Annotated in this window: 22 protein-coding genes and 1 tRNA gene; 9 read left to right on the top strand and 14 right to left on the bottom strand. The window is 58.3% G+C overall.

Translation table 11 applies throughout. From position 1 onward, the window contains the following. Positions 1–46: 46 nt before the first annotated feature. The 3 genes from J7382_RS15645 to J7382_RS15635 form a co-directional block, all read right to left on the bottom strand. On the bottom strand, positions 47–316 hold the full coding sequence (locus tag J7382_RS15645; RefSeq protein WP_247745052.1) for a DUF6455 family protein: 270 nt from the start codon (positions 314–316) through the stop codon (positions 47–49). Positions 317–572: 256 nt separating this feature from the next. After that, entirely contained in the window at positions 573–926 is a 354-nt protein-coding gene (locus tag J7382_RS15640; RefSeq protein ID WP_209069959.1) for a YigZ family protein, read from the bottom strand. A gap of 4 nt (positions 927–930) precedes the next feature. Next, on the bottom strand, positions 931–1,668 hold the full coding sequence (locus J7382_RS15635; RefSeq protein ID WP_209069958.1) for a M48 family metalloprotease: 738 nt from the start codon (positions 1,666–1,668) through the stop codon (positions 931–933). Positions 1,669–1,794: 126 nt separating this feature from the next. On the opposite strand from J7382_RS15635, the gene J7382_RS15630 reads away from it, so the two are divergent. Continuing rightward, positions 1,795–2,034, top strand: a complete 240-nt coding sequence (locus J7382_RS15630) for a hypothetical protein (protein ID WP_058240338.1) — start codon at positions 1,795–1,797, stop codon at positions 2,032–2,034. A 9-nt stretch (positions 2,035–2,043) separates the two neighbouring features. Here J7382_RS15630 and J7382_RS15625 read toward each other — a convergent pair whose 3' ends face one another. Further along, the gene (locus J7382_RS15625; RefSeq protein ID WP_209069957.1) at positions 2,044–2,301 is read right to left on the bottom strand and encodes a DUF167 domain-containing protein; all 258 of its coding nucleotides are present in this window, start codon (positions 2,299–2,301) and stop codon (positions 2,044–2,046) included. Positions 2,302–2,384: 83 nt separating this feature from the next. Here J7382_RS15625 and J7382_RS15620 point away from each other — a divergent pair, with 83 nt between their 5' ends. From J7382_RS15620 to J7382_RS15610, 3 genes are read left to right on the top strand one after another with little or no spacing between them, the layout of a single operon-like run. Then, the gene (locus tag J7382_RS15620) at positions 2,385–3,509 is read left to right on the top strand and encodes a class II histone deacetylase (protein ID WP_209069956.1); all 1,125 of its coding nucleotides are present in this window, start codon (positions 2,385–2,387) and stop codon (positions 3,507–3,509) included. Positions 3,510–3,559: 50 nt separating this feature from the next. Next, a complete protein-coding gene (locus tag J7382_RS15615; RefSeq protein WP_209069955.1) occupies positions 3,560–4,138 on the top strand; it encodes a nitroreductase in 579 nt (192 codons plus the stop codon). Beyond that, complete coding sequence (locus J7382_RS15610; protein WP_209069954.1) at positions 4,123–4,845, top strand: EI24 domain-containing protein; 723 nt, start codon at positions 4,123–4,125, stop codon at positions 4,843–4,845. The genes J7382_RS15615 and J7382_RS15610 overlap by 16 nt, the downstream gene beginning before the upstream one ends. Here the strand turns inward: J7382_RS15610 and J7382_RS15605 are convergent. Both J7382_RS15605 and mce read right to left on the bottom strand, forming a co-directional pair. Beyond that, the gene (locus tag J7382_RS15605; protein WP_209069953.1) at positions 4,790–5,095 is read right to left on the bottom strand and encodes a DUF1467 family protein; all 306 of its coding nucleotides are present in this window, start codon (positions 5,093–5,095) and stop codon (positions 4,790–4,792) included. The genes J7382_RS15610 and J7382_RS15605 overlap by 56 nt on opposite strands. A gap of 67 nt (positions 5,096–5,162) precedes the next feature. After that, entirely contained in the window at positions 5,163–5,567 is a 405-nt protein-coding gene (gene mce, locus J7382_RS15600) for a methylmalonyl-CoA epimerase (protein ID WP_209069952.1), read from the bottom strand. Positions 5,568–5,741: 174 nt separating this feature from the next. Between mce and J7382_RS15595 the strand changes: the two genes are divergently transcribed. Further along, positions 5,742–6,455 (top strand): response regulator, encoded by a 714-nt coding sequence (locus J7382_RS15595; RefSeq protein WP_209069951.1) that lies wholly within the window; start codon positions 5,742–5,744, stop codon positions 6,453–6,455. A gap of 81 nt (positions 6,456–6,536) precedes the next feature. Here J7382_RS15595 and J7382_RS15590 read toward each other — a convergent pair whose 3' ends face one another. The 6 genes from J7382_RS15590 to J7382_RS15565 all read right to left on the bottom strand — a co-directional run bounded on the left by J7382_RS15590 (position 6,537) and on the right by J7382_RS15565 (position 13,910). Further along, positions 6,537–7,253: a GNAT family protein gene (locus J7382_RS15590; RefSeq protein ID WP_209069950.1), complete on the bottom strand. Its 717-nt coding sequence runs from the start codon at positions 7,251–7,253 to the stop codon at positions 6,537–6,539. A gap of 66 nt (positions 7,254–7,319) precedes the next feature. Continuing rightward, positions 7,320–8,573 carry a DUF1501 domain-containing protein gene (locus tag J7382_RS15585; protein ID WP_209069949.1) on the bottom strand — a complete coding sequence of 418 codons (1,254 nt, stop codon included), beginning with the start codon at positions 8,571–8,573 and terminating at the stop codon, positions 7,320–7,322. A gap of 14 nt (positions 8,574–8,587) precedes the next feature. After that, the gene (locus J7382_RS15580) at positions 8,588–9,991 is read right to left on the bottom strand and encodes a DUF1800 domain-containing protein (protein ID WP_209069948.1); all 1,404 of its coding nucleotides are present in this window, start codon (positions 9,989–9,991) and stop codon (positions 8,588–8,590) included. A gap of 215 nt (positions 9,992–10,206) precedes the next feature. Next, positions 10,207–12,063 (bottom strand): aspartate--tRNA ligase, encoded by a 1,857-nt coding sequence (gene aspS, locus J7382_RS15575; RefSeq protein WP_209070099.1) that lies wholly within the window; start codon positions 12,061–12,063, stop codon positions 10,207–10,209. Positions 12,064–12,168: 105 nt separating this feature from the next. Beyond that, on the bottom strand, positions 12,169–12,828 hold the full coding sequence (locus J7382_RS15570) for an aminotransferase class IV family protein (RefSeq protein WP_209069947.1): 660 nt from the start codon (positions 12,826–12,828) through the stop codon (positions 12,169–12,171). Beyond that, complete coding sequence (locus J7382_RS15565; protein WP_348540041.1) at positions 12,783–13,910, bottom strand: aminodeoxychorismate synthase component I; 1,128 nt, start codon at positions 13,908–13,910, stop codon at positions 12,783–12,785. Before J7382_RS15565 ends, J7382_RS15570 begins: the two co-directional genes overlap by 46 nt. 191 nt (positions 13,911–14,101) lie before the next feature. On the opposite strand from J7382_RS15565, the gene carB reads away from it, so the two are divergent. The 3 genes from carB (at position 14,102) to J7382_RS15550 (ending at position 19,899) form a co-directional block, all read left to right on the top strand. Continuing rightward, positions 14,102–17,455, top strand: a complete 3,354-nt coding sequence (gene carB / locus J7382_RS15560) for a carbamoyl-phosphate synthase large subunit (protein ID WP_209069945.1) — start codon at positions 14,102–14,104, stop codon at positions 17,453–17,455. A 142-nt stretch (positions 17,456–17,597) separates the two neighbouring features. Beyond that, complete coding sequence (locus J7382_RS15555) at positions 17,598–18,842, top strand: Hsp70 family protein (protein WP_209069944.1); 1,245 nt, start codon at positions 17,598–17,600, stop codon at positions 18,840–18,842. Positions 18,843–18,927: 85 nt separating this feature from the next. Next, positions 18,928–19,899 (top strand): hypothetical protein, encoded by a 972-nt coding sequence (locus tag J7382_RS15550; protein WP_209069943.1) that lies wholly within the window; start codon positions 18,928–18,930, stop codon positions 19,897–19,899. 237 nt (positions 19,900–20,136) lie between these two features. Here the strand turns inward: J7382_RS15550 and J7382_RS15545 are convergent, their stop codons facing one another. Beyond that, on the bottom strand, positions 20,137–21,366 hold the full coding sequence (locus J7382_RS15545; RefSeq protein WP_209069942.1) for an acyl-CoA dehydrogenase family protein: 1,230 nt from the start codon (positions 21,364–21,366) through the stop codon (positions 20,137–20,139). Between the two features lie 222 nt (positions 21,367–21,588). On the opposite strand from J7382_RS15545, the gene J7382_RS15540 reads away from it, so the two are divergent. Further along, positions 21,589–21,663 (top strand) — tRNA-Gln (locus J7382_RS15540). 180 nt (positions 21,664–21,843) lie between these two features. Here J7382_RS15540 and J7382_RS15535 read toward each other — a convergent pair. After that, a partial coding sequence (locus J7382_RS15535) for a hypothetical protein (protein ID WP_209069941.1) occupies positions 21,844–22,101 on the bottom strand: 258 nt, incomplete at its 5' end.

The raw sequence follows: 22,101 nt of genomic DNA, 5'->3' as shown, positions 1-22,101 counted from the left end.
CTTTCCACTCATAAATCACCGACTTGCGACACAGCCTTTACGTGCTTTACGTGTCACCTTTGAGCCGCATCAATAAATCACCGTTGCGGCAGTAGTTCGGGGGCCGCCCCATCGGCACCTCCTGACGCAAAAGCCCAGCACATTGCTCTGGTGCCTCACATCCACAACAGCGCGCAACCGCATGAGAAATCTCATCCATTGTAAGCGCACCGGATATGGCATCGTCTTGCAGGTCTACGCCCACACGATGCGCCATATCGTCAAACAACGCCGTGTGGCGGTGCATCTTTTCTCTCTGCGGTACAGGCGTGGTCATGCCGATCTCTCCCGATCACGATAACCCAAGCCTATCAAAGCGCGCAGGCGCCGCCCTTGACTTGCATCAACAGACGAGGACCGCCCTTTCTGCACGGCATGTTTTAAGGAATTTTTAATCGATCCATTGGAGCGTTTAAGTTTTTGAAATCCGGAACATAAATCGGATCAAACCACCCCAAGTCATTGATAAAAATAGAAAATTTACACAAAATTAATCGATACAAAAACCCGCCCAACCGATTGAAATAATGACTTTATTTCAGGGCATCAAAATATGCGCGCACACAGTCCTGAACCCGACGAAACCGGTCTCCGCCAAGCTTCACGCCGCCATACCAGCGCGTCACAACAACGATGTGATCGCTCAGCTCTTCACGTTCCAGCATGCGCAAGATCACAAGTCCCGCACCGCTTTCACCGTCATCCCCTTTCAGAGGGGTGCCATCGCTCAACAAAGCTGCCCATGTGTTGTGGGTCGCTTTGGCAAATTTCTTGTTGCGCTTAAGCTCCTTGAGGAACTTATCCACAGCTTTGCGATCTGTAACAGCCCCACCGGACACCGCGTATTTGCTCCCGCGGTCTGTCACCACATTGGTCAGTTGCAACACCAGATCAGAGCCCTGCTGCCGTTTGTCTCACCACATTGATCCGCGCGCTGTTGGGCGGGTGCGTGCCCAGAAACTGGTTCCCCGGATCGGGCGTACGCTCAAAGAAATTCACACCGATCAGTGGATCATAACCGGATTTATGGGTCAAAACCGTGCCCAAACTGTCCGCTTCCAGTTCATGTTGCTTGGAATAGGAGCGCGCACCAACTGTGGCGCCAAGATCCATCGCAGCCTGCACAGAGCTCGCATCGCCCCCCGCCGCCGCAATCAGCAAGCCTCCCGCCAGCGCACCGAAGCTGGCATTGGTCTGCTGACGGGCAATATGACCGCCAATGTGATGTGCTGCTTCGTGCCCCATAACAAAAGCCAGTTCATGGGCATTGCGCGTTTCGGCGATCAGGGGCGCGGTGAAAATGATCAACGGGCGACCGTTTTTATCCAATGTTTGATAGGCATTGGCGATCTTGGTCTCTTCTTTGTCCACCGAAATCAGATAGTCACAATTGGTGCCGCTGGTTGTGCGCGCTTTGCATTCGCGCTCCACAATCGGCTCCATCCGCGCCTTGATCGGTGCCAGCCGCGACACCGCCTGACTGTAGCTGATTTTCTCAACCTTCGGCTGTGGCGCTGCCTGTGGGCTCGGCTGAGGAGTCGGAGATGTTGTGGTCGAAACACAGGCTTGCAACACCACCCCAGCAAAAACCAAAGCGCCAATCGCTCGATTGCGGTTTGAATGGACCATAACACACCCTCCTGTCGCCCCGTCGCCGCGCAAAACAGTGACGTTTCGGTTGAATTTAGGCCCCCTGCCCAAAAGACGCCAGTGGGAAAAGCTTGCACCTTTGCCCCCATACGTTAGGCTGAAACTATGTTCAGCATCGAGCACGAATTTGACTCCACCGTTGTGACACTCGTTGACGAGGGTACGGCTCCCTTGGGCGAAGATGTGGTGATCCACATGTTCGAAGACTGCGTCACAATCGAACAATATGACGCCCGCACAGACCGAATGCAGAAAATCACCCTGTCCAACACGCAGGTGCAGGATCTTGCCGCGGCCTTGGATCTGCCCGAAGGGGTTTACATGCTCAAAAGAGAGCCAAGCTGACCCGCAAATTCAAGGTTCTTCGACGCGAAACACCTTGTCGCGCGATGTCACCCCCCGGATCAGGGTGAGCCGCGATTTTGCAAGCCCCAGATGTTTGGCCAACAGCTTTTGCACAGCCACATTGGCTTTGCCATTTTCAGGAACGGTCGTGACATAGACCCGCAGGACATCGCCGTCCTGCATGACCCGATTGCGGGACGCCTTCGGAGTAACACGTACAGCGATTTCTGCCCCAACAGCCATTGGCGGCTCGATTTCAGCACCCATGTGCCTTTCCCTCCTGTAACGGCGATTTACATTCCACAATCTCAACGCATAGGGTAGCCCTCGCAGCACAAAGGGAGAGAGACATGATGGCGCAAGGCACCGGCTTCTTTTTTGATGAAAAATGCTTCTGGCACAGCGGCGGCAATTACGCGCTGACATTGCCCGTTGGCGATTTGGTGCAGCCTCTCGCCGCTGGCGGCCTGCCCGAGAGCCCTGAAACCAAGCGACGCCTTAAAAACCTGATGGATGTCACAGGGTTAAGCGCCGAACTGCACCTACGCTCTGCCCCTGCGGCAACCGATGCGATGCTGGCTAGAGTGCACCCTTCTGATTTTCTGGAAAAATTCAAATCCGTCTCCGACGCGGGCGGCGGTGAAATCGGCCTGCGCACACCTTTTGGCAAAGGCGGCTATGAAATCGCCGCGCTTTCCGCAGGGCTGGCCACCGAAGCCGTGCGCGCCGTCGCTACGGGTGATCTGCAAAACGCCTACGCCCTCTCCCGGCCCCCGGGGCATCATTGCCTTCCGGACTGGCCGAATGGGTTCTGCCTCTTGGCCAACATCGCAATCGCCATCGAAGAGGCCAAAGCACAGGGACTGCTACAAAAAGTGGTGGTGCTGGATTGGGATGTGCACCATGGCAACGGCACGGAAGCGATATTTTATGACCGCGACGACGTGCTGACCATCTCCATGCATCAGGAGCACAATTATCCTCTGGATAGCGGCGACATCACAGATCGAGGGCGCGATGCCGGCCTTGGGGCCAATATCAACATTCCCCTGCCCCCCGGTGCAGGACACAACACATATCTCTACGCCATGGAACAGATCGTGCTGCCAGCTCTAAAGGCCTATCAGCCGGACATGATCATTGTCGCCTGTGGCTTTGATGCAAGCGCCTTTGATCCGCTCTCCCGCATGCTCGCCTCCGCCGACACTTTCCGCCAAATGACCAAACAGATCATGCGCGCCGCTGAGAACCTCTGTGACGGAAAGCTGGTTTTGGTACACGAAGGCGGCTATTCTGAAGCCTACGTGCCATTTTGTGGCCATGCGGTCATTGAGGAGCTCGCAAGCTCCGATATCCGCGCCGAAGACCCAATGGCCGCCGCCCTGGCCAAACGCCAGCCAAATGCCCGCGTCGAAGCATTTTTTGCCACATTGGTCGATGAGATGGCCAAAACTTTTGCCAGCCCGCCCGGTTGAAACCCACCCGCGCCACGCCACATACGAAACAACCTCTGAGGGAAGATCACATGCCTCAAGCCAACACTGCTGCGCTGGACTTTCTGCTGAGCCGCCGCTCACGCCCAGCAAAGACACTAACCACACCTGCCCCCACACGTGAGGAGCTGGCTCCTTTGCTACAGGCCGCTCTGCGCAGCCCCGATCATGGCAAGCTGGAACCATGGCGTCTGATCGTTCTGGAAAAATCAGCCTTGGTCCGGCTTGGCGCTTTGGCTGCAAAGCGCGGAGAAGACTTGGGTCTGGAACCTGAGCAGATCAGCAAAGCACAGGATCAGTTTGCCAATGCTGAGTTGGTCGTCGCCGTAGTCGAGGCGCCGGTGCTCAGCGAGAAAATTCCTGACATTGAGCAAAGCTATTCTGCCGCCTGCGTCTGCCTGCAACTCCTGAACGCCGCACTGGCCGCCGGATGGGGCGCGAATTGGCTTTCCGGCTGGGCAAGCCACGACCGCAGCTTTGTCGAAACCGGCCTGAATCTCAGCCCGCGTGAGCGTGTTGCGGGTTTCATTCACATCGGCACAGAAAAAGCCACGCCGCCAGAACGCCCACGCCCTAATATGGAGGCCAAAGTGACATGGCTCTCAGCCTAGCAATCACCTCTTTCGGCAAAACACTGTCTCAAGTCGGAGACCCGCGCTTTCGGCGGGTCTTGTTCAAGGGTATTGGCCTGACTTTTGTTTTACTGATAGCCGTTTACACGGTCTTCTTGATGTTTTTGAACTGGATTGGCGCAGGCCAGACAGTACAAGAACTGGTGGGCAACATTTCTTGGGTTGGAGATGTCTTCACCTTCGCCTCAATGCTGCTGATGATCTTTCTATCCATCTTCCTGATGGTGCCCGTCGCCTCTGCCATCACATCAATGTTTCTGGATGAGGTGGCTGACGCCGTAGAAGATCGCCACTATCCGCATCTACCTGACGTGCCAAGCGTCGGATTTTCCGAAGGTTTAAAAGACTCGGTCAATTTTCTTGGCGTGCTGATCGCGGCCAATATCTTTGCGCTCTTGCTCTATGTGATCTTCACGCCCTTCGCGCTCTTCATCTTCTGGGGCTTGAATGGCTTTCTGCTGGGGCGCGAATATTTCCAACTGGTCGCCATGCGCCGTGTCGGGCGCGCCGAAGCCAAAAAGCTGCGCAAGAAACACATGGGCACCATCTGGCTGGCTGGCACCTTGATGGCCATGCCGCTGTCAGTTCCCCTGCTGAACCTCGTGATCCCAATTCTGGGCGCGGCCACCTTTACCCATCTGTACCATCAACTGGAACCGTCACAGGGGCATCGCCCATCCGATTGAACCAGTCAAAATCACGGATGGAAATCACACCGGATGTGATGATGAAATAAAGGCCAACCCACATCACCGCCGCCGCAAGCGTGGTGATTTTGGCTTTGGTTTTCAGATGGTGATTTTCCGGCGCGCCCGCATGCGTGCCGGGAACAACCTCTCCCAGATCTCCCTGCGTCTCAAGGCGAATCGGAATGACGATGAGAAAAGTCATGAACCAGAGAACCGCATACAAAACGAGGGCAGAAGTGATGGTCATGGCGCGCTCCTAAAAAATGACAACGGGCGTCGCCGCCCGTTGAAGCTGTTACACTGTTTCGCAGATCTCAGACCTGCTCAAGCTCCACAAGACATCCGTTGAAGTCTTTAGGGTGCAGGAAGAGCACAGGCTTGCCATGGGCGCCGATTTTTGGCTCCCCACTGCCCAGAACCCGTGCGCCGGTGGCTTTCAGATGATCACGCGCCGCCAGAATGTCATCCACTTCATAACACACGTGGTGAATGCCTCCTGAGGGGTTCTTCTCAAGGAAGCCATTGATCGGGCTGTCTTCTCCCAGAGGGTAAAGCAACTCAATCTTGGTGTTTGGCAGCTCGATGAAGACAACGGTAACACCGTGATCCGGCTCATCCTGCGGCGCGCCAACCTGAGCGCCAAGCGCATCACGATACTGGGCGCTTGCAGCTTCCAGATCTGGCACGGCAATGGCCACGTGGTTCAATCGTCCAATCATCTCATTCTCCTCCGAAGGTCGCTGTGGTCCCGCTCGCCTGCCCTTATGAAAGCTGCAACGCCCCTGTGCAAGCGACAGGGCGTCGCGTCTGCGCTTAACCCTTCGTTAGGCAACTTCCGACTAGCCTGTAAGCACGTTTTGGTATCAGTTTTTCGCTTCCCGAGGATCTCAGACATGAACGACCACTCGCCTTTCTCATCCCTGACCACCCCTTCCGCGGCGCGGCCTCTGCTTGGCATGACTGTGCTTGTGGTCGAAGATAGCCGTTTTTCATCTGATGCGCTGCGCCTGATGTGCGTCCGCTCAGGTGCCCGGATCAGACGCGCAGACTGTCTGACCTCCGCACGCAAACATCTGAAAACCTATTTGCCCACCGTCGCGATTGTCGACATGGGATTGCCCGATGGCTCCGGCGCAGAGCTGATTGCAGAGCTGGCCGAAGCCACACCAAGGGTGGAACTGATCATCGGCACCTCCGGCGATGACTTTGCTGAAGACAACGCCCTGGCGGCGGGTGCGGACGGCTTCATTGCCAAACCCTACGGCAGCCTTTCCGCCTTTCAACAAGCGATCCTGTCGCGTCTGCCGGATGCCTATCGGCCCACAATTGCACGCGTGGCTGACAATGAAGCCGTTCAGCCTGATCCTGTGGCCCTGCGCGATGACCTCCTGCATGCTGCAGACACGCTTAAGGCCGACGATACAGATCTCGTAGACTATGTGGCACAGTTCCTCGGGGGCCTCGCCCGCAGCGCAAACGACACGCCCCTCCTGCAAGCCGCACAGGCGGTCGAAACAGCGCGCAAAGCCGGTCAACAGGCGCAGCCAGACGTGGCGCATCTCCAGACGCTCATTCAGGATCGGCTGGACGCCACCGCCGCCGTCTGATCCGCAGCGTCACAACCAAGAACATCAACAGGCCCTCACCACCTGCGGGCCTTGATCACACTTTAAGAAATCCCGTGTCTTTCATCCCTGCTTGGGATCGCTGGCAACCCGAACAAGCTGGGTCATATCACTCAGCCGCTCCCGCTGCTGCCCCGCATCATCAAAGTTGCCGGGCGACAGCCAGACATCAAAAGCGCTCCTCAAAGCCGGCCAGTCTTTGTCAATCACGGCAAACCACGCCGTATCCCGATTGCGCCCTTTGTAGACCAGTGCCTGACGAAACACGCCCTCATAGCTAAAGCCAAGACGCTGTGCCGCCCGGCGAGACGGGGCATTGAGCGCATCACATTTCCATTCATAACGTCGATATCCCGCCTCAAAAGCCCACTGCATCATCAGAAACATGGCCTCCGTGGCCGCAGGCGTGCCCTGCAGCACCGGCGCAAAGTTGATATTGCCCACCTCGATCGAGCCCGCCTCAGGCGCAATCCGGAGATAGGAGGCCACCCCTGCAAAGCGACCTTTGGTTTTGTCAAAGATCACGTAAAAGAAATGATCAGGGTTTGCGACGGTCTCGCGCACCCAGCGATGGTACTGCGCCGCGGAATGAAACGGCCCATAAGGCATGTAGTCCCATACCCAATCCGCATCCTGATAGGCTCGAAACAACAAAGCGGCATGCGCCTCTGCATTGAGCGGTTCCAACCGCACATACCGGCCATCTAGGATATCTCCCGACGGTCGAGGGGGCGCTTGCCAATTCGGGACAGCAAAGCCCAGCGGCCTTGGCTCTTTCATAGGGTCATTCCTTCGTTTGTCGAAGTAGTGACACAGCCCCCAGCCTGCGCCAAGACCCTTTTCATTTCATGACAATAGCGCCGGGCTGTCCCCAAGGGACATCCCCGGAAACACCGCCGTTTCCAAAGTGTGGCGGCTCAGACCAAAACTCTCCCGGATCGCCCAGCCTGCATAGCGGCGTACATCATCCGTGGGCATCAGATCGCGACGCTCAAACAGATCTTCCTCTGCCAGGCCCGGCCATTGTCCAAGCAACCGCCCACCCCGCAACGCGCCCCCGGCCAGAATCATGCTGCCGCCGGTGCCGTGATCCGTGCCCTTGGAGCCATTCTCCGCCACCGTGCGCCCGAATTCCGTCATCGCCAGAACCGTGGTCTTGCCCCAGACCTCCGCACCCAGTTCGCTTTTCAACGTCAAAAGACTGTCACTCAGCCGCTCCAGAGGCCGTTGCAACGTCTTGGCCTGCCGCGCATGGGTGTCATAGCCACCAAGCGAAAAACAGGCCACCCGCGCCTCCTCTCGCAGCTGCGCCGCCGCAAAGGAGGCCACCCGTTGATGTGTCCTCCCCGCACTCTTTCCCTTGGCAGTCATCTGAGCGGCCATCATCTCGTTGACACCCCCCATCATCCCAGCATCATCAACCTCAATGACGCCACCGCCAGGTGCATCAGACGCCAGCGCAAAAGCCTGCGCCAGACTGCCCGCCATGTCCGGATCACGCTCCATGGTCAACTGCATGAGCCGCGCGCCTTGACTGGACAGAACAAAGTTCACATCCGGCGACCAGCTTTCCACCTCCGCTGCCCCGCGGCTCAACAACATAGGATCTGCCCCGATCGCATAGGCGGTGACCATTTCACCACCGGGCATATGCTGCAACATGCGATTGAGCCAGCCATCGCTCTCCCCCGCGCCACCCAAAGTCGCCGTACCCGCTTCCAGAAGGTCCTGACCGTCAAAATGGCTGCGCTTATGCCGATAGGGTGTTGAAACCGCCTGCACAATGTCCAACTCCCCCGCCTGCCACAACTCATAAAGCGGCGCACAGCCGGGATGTAGCGTAAACCCTTCCGCCAGCATCATCTCTGACGGCGCAGCCTGCGACAAGGTTGGGCGCAGCCGCGTCATCATCTCCGAATTCGGAGGCCGCAAGAAATCCAACCCGTCCATCCCCCCGCGCAAAATGATCACCACCAGCCGGTTCTCCCCTCGCGTGGCGGCAAAACTCACCGGCGTCACCAAAGGGCTTGCGGCGATCGAGCATCCCGCCAGAAAACCGGTGGAGAGGAAACTGCGTCGACTAAAAACCGTATCATTCATGCTTCACTCTCCCCTCAGATCCGCTGAAACGCTGGCGACATCAAAACGAGCGCCACGCCTTCTTGCCGGTTTTCTGCCGCCTTGGCCGCGAAACGCACTGCTGCGGGTGCCTCTGGCCCAAGCGCTGTTTGCACAAAATCGCGCGGATCCGGCAAACGTCTCATCACCGCCGCAGGCGCTGCCAGCGCCCATTGCAGCCGCGCGCCAAGCCCCTGCGCCGAAAGCCAATAGGAATCTGCCTCCTCAAAACCGTCCGGCCCCAAAGGCGTGCGCCACGGCTGCCCCATAAATCTCAGCGGATGCATGACCAGCCGCATAATCTCTGCCGGCTTGGCCGCCTTCATCCGCGCCCCAGGCACCGCCAAGGCCCGCAAGGCCGAAGACACAAACAACTCAGGCCGCTTAAAATTCCCCTGCCCGTCTTTCAGCGGAGCCCAGGCTGCGGGATGTTCCAGCAAAGCCTGCGTCACCTCGGCAAGATCCCCATCCGTCTCCAGATACCGTTGCTGCAGACTGGTGATCAGCTCCGCATCAGGCACGTCGCTGACAAAATGACGGGCAAGTTTCCAAGCAATATGCCCAGCCGTGTCAGGATGGCGCGCCAAATCGCGCAGCACCGCATGAATGTCATCTAATCCCGCACGTCTCCCGCCATATGTCTTGCCCAGCACCTCTTCCGCGCCTGGCTCCGCACGCCTGCCAAAGAACCGCGCAGGCTTGCCCACGCCCGTTGTGAGCCCGGTCAGCAATTCGGCAAGTTGCCGTACATCCGCCTGTGTGTAGTTCCCTCTGACGCCCAAGCTGTGCAACTCAAGAATTTCACGCGCCAAATTTTCATTCAGACCTGCAGGGCGTTTGCCTTTGCGGTATCGCGCCGCGCGGCTGTTGGGCCCAATAGACACGTCCTGATTCAGGTACACCAGCATCTGCGGATGGGTAACAGCCGCAATCAACAGATCCTCAAATCGCCCTGTCACATATGGTCGAATGGCATGTTCCACATGCGACACTGCGAGATAGCGGTAATAAATATTCTTGCCCGGCGCGGAAAAATGATCTGCCCAAAATGCAACCAACCGCTCCCGCAACGCATCCTGTGTCCAGACGCGACGCTGCAGCTCTGTCATCATGAAACCCAGAATTTGGCCATGCGCCCGCTTGCGATTTTTTTGAAACACCCCATCAAGCGCCTCGCGATCCGCGCTGTCTTTCTCTGCCTGCCGCACGGCCTGTCGATGCGCAAACAGTTCTGAAATCCGCTCGTAAAATACATCGTCTTTCGGGATTGCAAACTGCTCCGCCGCCACATCCGGCCCACGCAGCTGAGCCATCATCTGCGCGACAGTCTCAGGCCCCGCCACCTCAGGCGACCGGCCATAGCCAAACCGTGTTTGTGCCAACCCGCGATCAAAGCTCATGGTTCAAACCTTCACAAAAAACAGACGGCAGCCGACGGACGCGCCGCTGAAATGAGACGCCTGCTTCAGCATATAATGCGCATTGTAACCTGTGCGATCACACAGGCCCAAATACTTTCGGACAGGCAACAACCTGCCAGCCTTCGGCGAAAATTGCACAGAAAAAGGGCCACTTCCTTGCGAAAGCGGCCCTTAAATTCACGCGGCGCTGCCAGTTACTCTTGCGGGATCACCCGCAGACCCAGCTCCATCAACTGATCGCTGGAAGGATCGTTGGGCGCGTTCATCATCAGATCTTCAGCACGCTGGTTCATCGGGAACATCATCACTTCGCGGATGTTCTGCTGATCTGCCAGCAGCATCACGATGCGGTCCACACCTGCGGCACAGCCACCGTGGGGCGGCGCACCATAGGAGAAGGCTTTGTAAAGCGCGCCAAAGCGCTCTTTCACTTCCTCTTCGCCGTAACCAGCAATCTCAAACGCCTTCAGCATGATTTCTGGCTGGTGGTTCCGGATCGCACCAGAAACCAGTTCATAGCCGTTACACGCCAGATCGTACTGATAGCCTTTGACCGCCAGCGGATCGCCGCTCAGCGCGTCCAGACCACCCTGAGGCATGGAGAACGGGTTGTGTTCAAAGTCGATCTTGCCGGTCTCTTCGTCTGCTTCATAGATCGGGAAGTCCACGATCCACGCGAATGCGAAACGATCTTCGTCGATCAAACCGAGCTCTTTGCCGATCACATCACGCGCACGGCCTGCGATCTTTTCAAAGGCTTTTGGTTTGCCGCCCAGGAAGAAGGCCGCGTCACCCACGCCCAGACCCAGCTGCTGACGGATCGCTTCGGTGCGCTCAGGGCCGATGTTCTTGGCCAGCGGGCCAGCCGCTTCCATGCCACCTTCCACTTCACCGGATTTCAGCTTGGCCTGTGCCTCTTTCACCGAAATACCCAGCTCTTGCGCCACGCTGTCTGCGGTTTTGTCGCGCCAGAAGATATAGCCCATGCCCGGCAAGCCTTCGCCTTGGGCAAATTTGTTCATGCGGTCACAGAACTTGCGGCCACCACCGGTTGGTGCCGGAATGGCGCGCACTTCGGTGCCTTCCTGCTCCAGCAGCTTTGCAAAGATCGCAAAGCCAGAGCCCGCGAAGTGCTCGCTCACAACCTGCATCTCAATCGGGTTGCGCAGGTCAGGCTTGTCAGAGCCATATTTCAGCGCCGCTTCCGCATAAGGGATCTGCGGCCAACTCTCTGGCGCATCCACCTTGCGGCCACCGCCGAACTCCTCAAACACACCCGCCAGCACAGGCGCGATGGTGTCAAACACGTCCTGCTGCTCCACAAAGGACATCTCCATGTCGAGTTGGTAGAAGTCGGTTGGGGAGCGATCGGCACGCGGATCTTCGTCACGGAAGCACGGCGCGATCTGGAAGTATTTGTCAAAGCCTGCAACCATCATCAGCTGTTTGAACTGCTGTGGCGCCTGCGGCAGCGCATAGAATTTACCGGGATGAATGCGCGACGGCACGAGGAAGTCGCGCGCACCTTCTGGCGAAGACGCTGTGATGATCGGGGTCTGATACTCGCGGAAGCCCTGATCCCACATGCGTTTGCGCATGGAAGACACCACATCAGAGCGCAGCACCATATTGTCCTGCATCTGCTGACGACGCAGATCGAGGAAGCGGTACTTCAGGCGGGTTTCTTCAGGATATTCCTGATCACCAAAAACCATCAGTGGCAGCTCATCTGCTGCGCCGAGGATTTCAAGATCACGCACAAATACCTCAACCTCACCGGTCGGGATCTTGTCGTTGATCAGATCCGCGTCACGTGCTTTGACGTTGCCATCAATACGGATACACCACTCGCTGCGCACCTTCTCCATCTCGGAGAAAACCGGGCTGTCCGGATCACACAGCACCTGCGTGATGCCAAAGTGGTCGCGCAGGTCGACAAACAGAATGCCGCCGTGATCGCGGATGCGGTGCACCCAGCCAGACAGGCGGACGGTGTCGCCCACGTTGGATTTGTTCAGGTCGGCGCAGGTATGGCTGCGATAGGCGTGCATGTGCGGCCCCTCTTTCAGGGTGAAAAACATTGGTCGCGCCGATACACCTTTTTGGGCGGCCAAAGTCAAGAGAACTGCGCATGCCTGACCGCAAAAAGCGCCACGTCAGCGCAAGCGCGCTTCCTCAAGCACTGCCAAAATCTCTCCGCGCAGCGCATTTGTCAGATGCACGCGCTCCGCCGCCACCAAATCCGCCTCCGTCAGCACAGCCTCGCGCACCACCCCCGCATTGAGCAGGCTTTGACGATAGACCCCCGGCAAACAGCCAGACGCCACCGCTGGCGTGAGCCGCCGCCCATCCGGCATGGTCAAAACCACATTGGTGATCGTGCCCTCACACAATTCGCCGTGCTCATTCAGAAACAGCCACTCCTGAACACCCTCAGGCAAATCGGCGCGCGCGCCATCATAGATCGCACGCCGCGTGGTCTTATGCTGCAAAAACATATCCTGCGACGACAGCCGCACATCCGAGATCCGACACACCCAGGGCTTTTGGGCTGCGACAGGCAGTTCCGCAGTGGTGATCTCCACATCCCCCGCCTCCCCAAGCGTCAAACGACAGCGCAACGGGGTCTCGCTCCGCAATGCTGCCACAGCGCGCGTCACAGCGTCTTCTGAAAACACAAAACCCAGCACTTTGGCTGATTTTTCAAGCCGCGCCAGATGCAGCGTCAGACGTGCCACCGCCTCCCCCGGCTCATAGCGAAAGGTCTCAATCAGACGGGTTCCGGCTGGAACGCTCTGGCAAAGCGGGCTTTCCATAGGGCTTCCTCATATTCACTTGGTGCCGTGCTGTCCCAGACAACACCGCCGCCCACATTCAACACAGCCCGTCCGGCCTCCACCATCAGAGTGCGGATCGCCACATTGAAATCGCTGCGCCCATCCGGTGCGGCCCAGCCAATGGTGCCACAGTAGATGTCACGCGGCCAGGGCTCCAGATCGCGCAGGATCTGCATCGCGCGCAACTTGGGCGCCCCGGTGATGGATCCACAGGGAAACAGCGCCTGCAAGATATCGCTCAGCTTGACGCCATCCTTGAGCTGCGCCGCCACCGTGGAGGTCATCTGATGCACGGTCGCATAGCTTTCGATCTCAAACAGCTTGGGCACATGCACAGAGCCCGGCTGCGCAACACGACTGATGTCATTGCGCAAAAGATCCACAATCATCAGGTTTTCGGCCCGGTTCTTCTCATCATTGACAAGCCAGTCCCGCCGCCGCGCATCTTCCACAGCATCCTCGCTGCGCGGCTGCGTGCCCTTCATCGGGCGCGTTTCAATGCGCCCCTGCGCATCCGTGCGAAAAAACAGCTCAGGCGATCGCGACAGCAGCGTCGGCAACCCCTCTTGCTGCACCAGCGCCCCATGCCCCACCGGCTGACGCGCCACCAGCGCCGCATAGAGCGCTTCCGGATTGCCTTCGATCTGGGCATCCATCGGAAAGGTCAGGTTGGCCTGATAGATATCCCCTGCGCCGATATAGTCATGCACACGGTCAAAAGCGCTGCGATAGGTGGCACTGCTCCAGCGCGGCTCAAACGCTTCAAGTTCAAATCCCTCCGGCGCAGGCAGTGCAGCTGCGGCTTGCGGTGCCTTGAAAACCCCAAACTGCATCAGCGGCAATCGCCGGGATTTGGGCAACATCCGCCGCAGACGCGGCTCCAGCACATAGCCCAGCTCATAGCTGGCATAGCCCGCCAGCCAAAAGCCCGCCTCCTGCGCCTGTGACAGCACATCAAAGGCCAGCGGCACCTCATTTGGGTCCGTCACCGAAATCAAATGCTCTGGCGCTGAAAACAGCGCCGCATCCCCATTCGGCCCCCTATCAAAGCGAATCTGCACCCGGCTCTCCTGATCGGCGTTTCGTTCTCCCGCCCATATACGTCGCATCTTAGCAGATAACAGGGGTCAAAACCGACAGATCAATACATTTTCCCGATCCCCCTTGCGCCTTGTTCCCCGATGCGTATAACCCACGACAATTTGCGCATTCGGCGACTGCTGCCCGTCGCCATTCAAGCCCGAGGTCCACCATGCCCAAAAGAACCGACATCTCCTCGATCATGATCATCGGGGCTGGCCCCATTGTGATCGGCCAAGCCTGTGAATTTGACTATTCCGGTGCACAGGCCTGTAAAGCCCTGCGCGAGGAAGGCTACCGCGTCATCCTGGTGAACTCCAACCCGGCGACCATCATGACCGACCCGGGCCTCGCCGACGCGACCTACATCGAGCCCATCACGCCAGAAACCGTCGCCAAGATCATCGAGAAAGAACGCCCCGATGCGCTGCTGCCCACCATGGGTGGTCAGACCGGTCTGAACACCTCCCTGGCGCTGGAAGAAATGGGTGTACTGGACAAATTCGGCGTGGAAATGATCGGCGCCAAACGTGACGCCATCGAAATGGCCGAAGACCGCAAACTCTTCCGCGAAGCCATGGACCGTCTGGGCATCGAAAATCCACGCGCCACCATCGTAACCGCCCCCCAAAAAGAAGACGGCTCTGCCGATCTGGACGCAGGCATCGCGCAGGCGCTTGAGGCCCTGGATGAAATCGGCCTGCCTGCCATCATCCGCCCCGCCTTCACCTTGGGCGGCACCGGCGGCGGTGTGGCATATAACAAAGAAGACTATATCCATTTCTGCCGCACCGGCATGGATGCCTCCCCGGTGAACCAGATCCTCGTAGACGAAAGCCTGCTGGGCTGGAAAGAATACGAGATGGAAGTGGTGCGCGACAAAGCGGACAACGCCATCATCGTCTGTGCCATCGAAAATGTCGACCCAATGGGCGTGCACACCGGCGACTCCATCACCGTGGCCCCTGCGCTTACCCTGACGGACAAAGAATATCAGATCATGCGCAACCACTCGATCAACGTTCTGCGTGAGATCGGTGTGGAAACCGGCGGCTCCAACGTGCAATGGGCCGTGAACCCCGCCGATGGCCGTATGGTTGTGATCGAAATGAACCCACGCGTGTCGCGCTCCTCTGCGCTGGCCTCCAAGGCCACCGGTTTCCCGATTGCAAAAATCGCGGCAAAACTGGCGGTGGGCTACACGCTGGATGAGCTGGACAACGACATCACCAAAGTCACACCTGCGTCGTTTGAACCCACCATCGACTATGTTGTCACCAAGATCCCGAAGTTCGCCTTTGAGAAATTCCCGGGCTCTGAGCCTTACCTGACCACGGCGATGAAATCCGTGGGCGAAGCCATGTCCATTGGCCGCACCATCCACGAATCCATGCAAAAGGCGCTGGCCTCCATGGAAAGCGGCCTGACCGGCTTTGACGAGGTCACCATTCCTGGCCTCAATGTTGGCCCATGGGAAGAAGCGGACGACAAAGCCGCCGTGATCAAAGCGATCAGCCTGCAAACCCCTGACCGCCTGCGCAACATTGCACAGGCGATGCGCCACGGCCTCACCAATGAGGAAATCCACGGCGTCACCATGTTTGACCCTTGGTTCCTTGACCGCATCCGCGAGATCATCGAAGCCGAAGCCGACGTGCGCAAAAATGGCCTGCCGGTTACCGAAAAAGAGCTGCGCGCGCTCAAAATGCTGGGCTTCACCGATGCCCGTCTTGCCACGCTGTCCGGTCGCGACGAAGACAACGTGCGCCGCGCCCGTCAGAACCTCGGCGTGACCGCCGTGTTCAAACGCATCGACACCTGCGCCGCTGAGTTTGAGGCACAGACCCCTTACATGTATTCCACCTACGAAACCCCAATGATGGGCGAAGTGGAATGTGAGGCGCGCCCCTCTGATCGCAAGAAAGTTGTGATCCTTGGCGGTGGTCCAAACCGCATCGGTCAGGGCATCGAGTTTGACTACTGCTGCTGTCATGCCTGCTACGCGCTCACCGCGCAGGGCTATGAAACCATCATGATCAACTGCAACCCAGAGACCGTGTCCACCGACTATGACACCTCCGATCGTCTGTATTTTGAGCCGCTCACCTTTGAGCACGTGATGGAAATCCTGCGCGTTGAGCAGGAAAATGGCACTCTGCACGGCGTAATCGTACAGTTCGGCGGTCAAACTCCGCTGAAACTGGCCAATGCGCTTGAAGCGGAAGGCATCCCGATCCTCGGCACCACGCCAGACGCCATCGACCTTGCCGAAGACCGCGAGCGCTTCCAGGCGCTGGTCAACAAGCTGGAGCTGAAACAGCCCAAAAACGGCATCGCCTCCACCGATGCAGAAGCGCTGAAAATCGCAGAAACCATCGGCTTCCCGCTGGTGATCCGCCCCTCCTACGTGCTGGGTGGCCGCGCGATGGAAATCGTGCGCGACATGGGCCAGTTGGAGCGCTACATCGCTGAAGCCGTTGTGGTCTCTGGCGACAGCCCGGTGCTGCTGGACAGCTACCTGTCTGGTGCCACCGAACTCGATGTGGATGCACTCTGTGACGGCACCGACGTGCACATCTCCGGCATCATGCAACACATCGAAGAAGCCGGCGTCCACTCTGGCGACTCTGCCTGCTCTCTGCCGCCCTACTCGCTGGACAAAGAGACCATCGCGGAAATCGAGCGTCAGACCCGCGCCCTTGCGCTGGCCCTGAACGTCGTTGGCCTGATGAACGTGCAGTTCGCCGTGAAAGACGGGGACATCTACCTCATCGAAGTGAACCCACGCGCCTCCCGCACCGTGCCGTTTGTGGCCAAATCCACCGACAGCGCGATTGCCTCCATCGCCGCGCGCGTCATGGCCGGTGAGAAACTGGCAGACTTCCCCAAACGCGCGCCCTACGTGGAACTGGACGCCACCAAGGATCAGCCCATCGCCGATCAGATGACACTGGCGGACCCCAACATGCCATGGTTCTCCGTGAAAGAGGCCGTTCTGCCTTTCGCCCGCTTCCCCGGCGTGGACACCATCCTGGGGCCAGAAATGCGCTCCACCGGTGAGGTCATGGGCTGGGATCGCAGCTTTGCGCGAGCCTTCCTGAAGGCACAGATGGGCGCAGGCATGGAGCTGCCAACCTCTGGCAAAGCCTTCATCTCCGTCAAAGACGAAGACAAGACAGACATGATGGTGGATGCCGCCAACATCCTGATCGGCATGGGCTTCACCGTGGTCGCCACCTCCGGCACAGCATCTTGGCTGAGTGATCAGGGCGTGGAGTGCACCAAGGTCAACAAAGTCTATGAGGGCCGTCCAAACATCGTGGATCACCTCAAAGATGGCGACATCTCTCTGGTGATGAACACCACCGAGGGCGCGCAGGCGGTCAATGACAGCCGCGAAATCCGCTCCGTCGCGCTGTTTGACAAGATCCCCTACTACACCACCGCTGCAGCCTCCCACGCCGCAGCCCGCGCCATGAAAGCGCGTGAAGAAGGCGATCTGGAAGTGCGTAGCCTGCAAGGGTAAGCGGCACCTTGCGAACGGGCCAAGCCCGGACACAACCAACACCCCAAAGGGCAGCCCACCGGCTGCCCTTTTTCTGTGCCTTGACAGCTCCTGTGCCCCTCCCTAAAACCCGCGCTTTTCCTTGAGACGCGGAGAGCAGACCATGAGCACCAAATCCCACACTTTGGGCATCGACTTTGGCACCTCCAACTCCGCCGCCGGCGTCGCGGTGGATGGCAAACCACACCTCATCCGCTTTGCATCCGGCGAAACCACCCTGCCCACCACCTTCTTCTTTGATTTTGACACCCGCGCCACCCTGCTGGGCACCCCAGCCAATCAGGCGCTTCTGGATGGGGCCGAGGGCCGCTTCATGCGCGCACTCAAACGCGTCTTGGGCACCACGCTCATGCATGAAAAGCGCCAGATCCTGAACACCCGCGTCACCTTTGTCGACATCATCGCCCGCTTCCTGCGCCATATCAAACAACAGGCCGAAGCACAGACCGGCCAGACCTTCAGCCGCGCCCTCTCCGGCCGTCCGGTGGTCTTTCACGGCGCCAATGATCCGCGTGAACAACAGGCCGAAGAGGATCTGCGCGCCTGCTATCTGGCCGCAGGGTTTTCCGAGGTTGCCTTCATGGCCGAACCCGAAGCCGCCGCCATCGCCAATGGTGCGCTCAATCAGCCCGGCGCACTGGGCCTGATTGTGGATATCGGCGGCGGCACCTCCGACTTCACCCTGTTTCGCAGCCACGACAGCGGCATCACCACGCTGGCAAACCACGGCGTGCGCATCGGCGGCACCGACTTTGACCGCGCCATCAGCATTGACCGCGTCATGCCGCTCTTTGGGCGCGGCACAGAGCTGCGTAACCAATTGGGCAAAGGCACGCACACCGCGCCCAATGCCATCTTCAATGATCTGGCCACTTGGGAGAAAATCCCCTTCCTCTACACCGCGCAAACCCGGCGCGCCGTCGAAGACATGCACCGTCAGGCCGAAGCGCCGGATCTGATCGCACGTCTGGTCACCACTCTGCGCGATGAGCTGGGCCATGACATCGCCTTTGCCGTTGAGGCAGGCAAAGTCGCCGCCAGCCTGCAAAAAGCCGATCCCCAAATCGGCCTCACCCTCATTGAGCCGGGCCTACAGGCCCCCCTGCCCCCCGAGGCCCTGCCCCTGATCCTTGCGGATCACGCCCAGAAGCTGCACAGCGCGATGCAAGGCATCCTCACCGAAACCCAAACCGCGCCCGAAGACATCACACAAGTGATCTATGTCGGGGGCTCAAGCCTCCTGTCGGTGGTGCAAGACACCGCCAAAGCCCTCTTTCCGAGCGCAGATCACAAAGTGGCCGAGGTCTTTACAGCCGTGGCCGATGGTCTCGCGATTGCTGCGGAGTAAAGGTAATCCCCCCTCATCCGGCCTACAGCCCCATGAAATGCACGCGCCCCCTTGACGCAATCTTGCTACAGTCGAAGATGTTGGCATGGATGCGATCCCACCCCCAGAACATGCTGCTGTTGCAACCATTGCATCACTCCGTGAAGGCAGCCTCCTCTGGATGCGCGACCCGCGCCGCACCCCCGTGCGGGTTCTTTCTGTGCGCGAAGACATTGCAAGTTTCTCCGTACAGGTGATCGGCTTTGAAGACATTGGCGCCACTTGGAGCTTTCCGCTTTGGCAAGTCAGTAAGTTCCTAGGCGATCCTCAGGACCCTCAACTCAAGCCTCAAGACACAAAGCACCTTGCTGCGGCCTGTTTGCGATTTGATCAACCTCTGTACATCGCGGTGTCACAGCACACCCGTATGGCAACGCATGACAAACTCACCGAACTGACAGCACAAGCGCTCCGATGGTTGGCGAAATTCGGCCACACGGTCGCCGCTCTGGCTACGCCTCCCTCTCCTCCTGCTCTCTTGGACGCAGAAGCATTTTCAACGTGGCTCCAACATCATGATGTGACACATCTGGAAAGCGCCTTTGCAACCCAATACGTCAGCAATCCACACTCAGGAGAGTTTATCAAGGCGCATCGCCTCACGCTCGCAGATCTGGGTCTCTGCCCCTACAAAGGCCGCATACTGCGCGATCAAGACGAGGTATCAGGTCACAAATCCATCGCACGGCGCAAGTCCCACATCCTTGCGCGACTCGCCTTTCTGCGTGCGGCATATGCGACAGTGGGGCAAACACATGTGACGCTCTATCGTACCATCTCCTCCCATGAACCGCTCACGCCACCACGCCCCACAGGCTTCGTCTCCACCACATTTGACCGGCAGGTCGCCCAGCGTCTCTATGACAGCGCGGCGGGCATCGCGCACCGTGCCCTACAGGTAGACACCATCCCAATCACCCGCCTCTTCATGACCTATCTGGAAACCCCGCAAATGCGCGCGCCATATGAAGAGGCCGAAGCCCTTCTTTTGCATGACGATACGGCAGCCCTATTTTAGCCCCTTTCCTCTTGATGAAAATATCCCGGGGGTGTGGGGGCTGGCCCCCACGCAATGTGTGTTTGGGAGGGCTCCCAATGGATATGTGTTGGGAACGAAACAACCTATGATGACACCGCACGCTGTTGCGCCCGTCCTCAATGCAACAGAAATGGGCCGCGACTCACCGAGTCGCGGCCCTGAAAATCGCACCGCCGCGTTACAGACGGGATACCGACACGATACCGACGTGAATTTTCAGACCTTTTCCTGCGTATATTTCCGCAGCTCTGTGCGCGCCACCTGACGGCGATGCACCGCGTCAGGGCCATCTGCCAAACGCAACGTACGCATATGCGTCCATGCTGTTGCCAAGGGCGTGTCCTGCGACACACCGGTGCCGCCAAACATCTGCACCGCTTCATCAATCACTTTCAACGCCACATTCGGCGCCACCACTTTGATCTGACTGATCCATGGGGCGGCGGCGCGGGCATCGCCCTGATCCATCATCCATGCGGTCTTCAGACACAGCAGACGCGCCTGCTCAATCTCCATCCGGCACTGCGCAATGATATCATAGTTTGCCCCCAAATGCGCGAGTTTTTTGCCGAAGGCTTCGCGATCCAGCGCCCGCCTGCACATGTGCTCAAGCGCAATCTCCGCCTGACCAATCGCGCGCATGCAATGGTGAATGCGCCCAGGCCCAAGCCGCCCCTGTGCGATCTCAAACCCCCGCCCCTCTCCCAGCAGGATATTCTCTGCTGGCACGCGCACATTGGTGAATTTGATGTGCATATGCCCATGGGGCGCATCATCCTGACCATAGACCATCATCGGGCGCAAAACCTCGATACCCTCGGTGCCCGCTGGCACCACGATCATGGATTGCCGCTTGTGCACCGGAAGCGTGTCATCCCCGGTTTTCACCATGACGATGTAGACTTTGCAGCGCGGATCCCCCGCCCCAGAAGCCCAGTATTTTTCGCCATTTAGCACGTAGTCATCGCCATCCCGCACACAGGACATGGAGACATTGGTGGCATCAGAGCTGGCCACATCCGGCTCGGTCATCAGATAGGCAGAACGGATCTCACCCTTGAGCAAAGGCGTGAGCCACTGCGCCTTCATCACCTCTGTGCCGTAGCGTTCAAAAACTTCCATATTACCAGTGTCCGGCGCAGAACAGTTGAACACCTCCGCGCCCAGAGGGGTCTTGCCCATCTCTTCCGCAAAGAACGCATATTCCACCGTAGAGAGCCCGAAGCCTTTGTCCGAATCCGTGAGCCAGAAGTTCCACAAACCGCGCTCTTTGGCCTTGGCTTTGAGCCCTTCCAGGATCTCTGCCTGCCGCTCTGTGTAGGCCCAGCGATCCCCTTTGCCGATCTCCGCGTGATAGGCGTCTTCCAGAGGCATCACCTCTTCGCGGATCATCTCCTTGACCTGCGCCAAGAGCGCCTCATTTTCCGGCCGCATTCCCAGGAACATCGCTCTTCTCCTCTCAAAATCCTCGCCCCACCATGTCGTGTCCCCTCCACCATTGTCCACGATCTGACCCAGGAAATGACGCAGGGTCCTAAAAATAAGGGGTTCGCGAAACGTTAAAAACCTCCGCAAAATTTTCTGCAATTTAATGCAAATTTTTTCGCCCAAAAATGCATTTCAGGTCTTGCGCCTCCCGCCCCCTCTGAGTAAACACCGCCCCACAGTTGGGGTGTAGCCAAGTGGTAAGGCACCGGTTTTTGGTACCGCGCACCGTAGGTTCGAATCCTACCACCCCAGCCATCAATCCAGACATCAGTGTTTATTGGCCTCAGCGGCTTTGCTAGCGTCAAAAGTGCCCCTAAAAATGCCCCCGCTTTCGGCTCCGTCTGAGTATAGTCAGCAAGGAAGGCGATAGGGATAAGTAATGATGGCGCAGGGAAGAGATGCGGAGAAGCCCGGAAGCTTCCCCACCTTGCATGATCATCCTCCCAAATCCAAAGAACGAAGATAAGAAACTCTCTCTCCGAACAATCTCTGACGGATACTATATTCCGAGCAGCGATCCCGATGGCGGACTTCGATATAGTCCTCCACCAACTCTGGGCGGTCCCGCTCCATCTCATCTAAGCCCTGATAGTTATTTGAGAGCGCTACGATACAGCCCGTTTCAAGTTTACATGCAGCTTTCATGACCGTCTTGAGTTGGATGGCGTGACGGTAGTTGATGAGGAAGCTGTC

This window comes from Shimia sp. R11_0 (assembly GCF_017744035.1).
Taxonomy (GTDB): domain Bacteria; phylum Pseudomonadota; class Alphaproteobacteria; order Rhodobacterales; family Rhodobacteraceae; genus Shimia; species Shimia marina.
The sequence above is the reverse complement of the archived record's forward strand: the minus strand, read 5'-3'. Positions and strand labels throughout refer to the sequence as shown.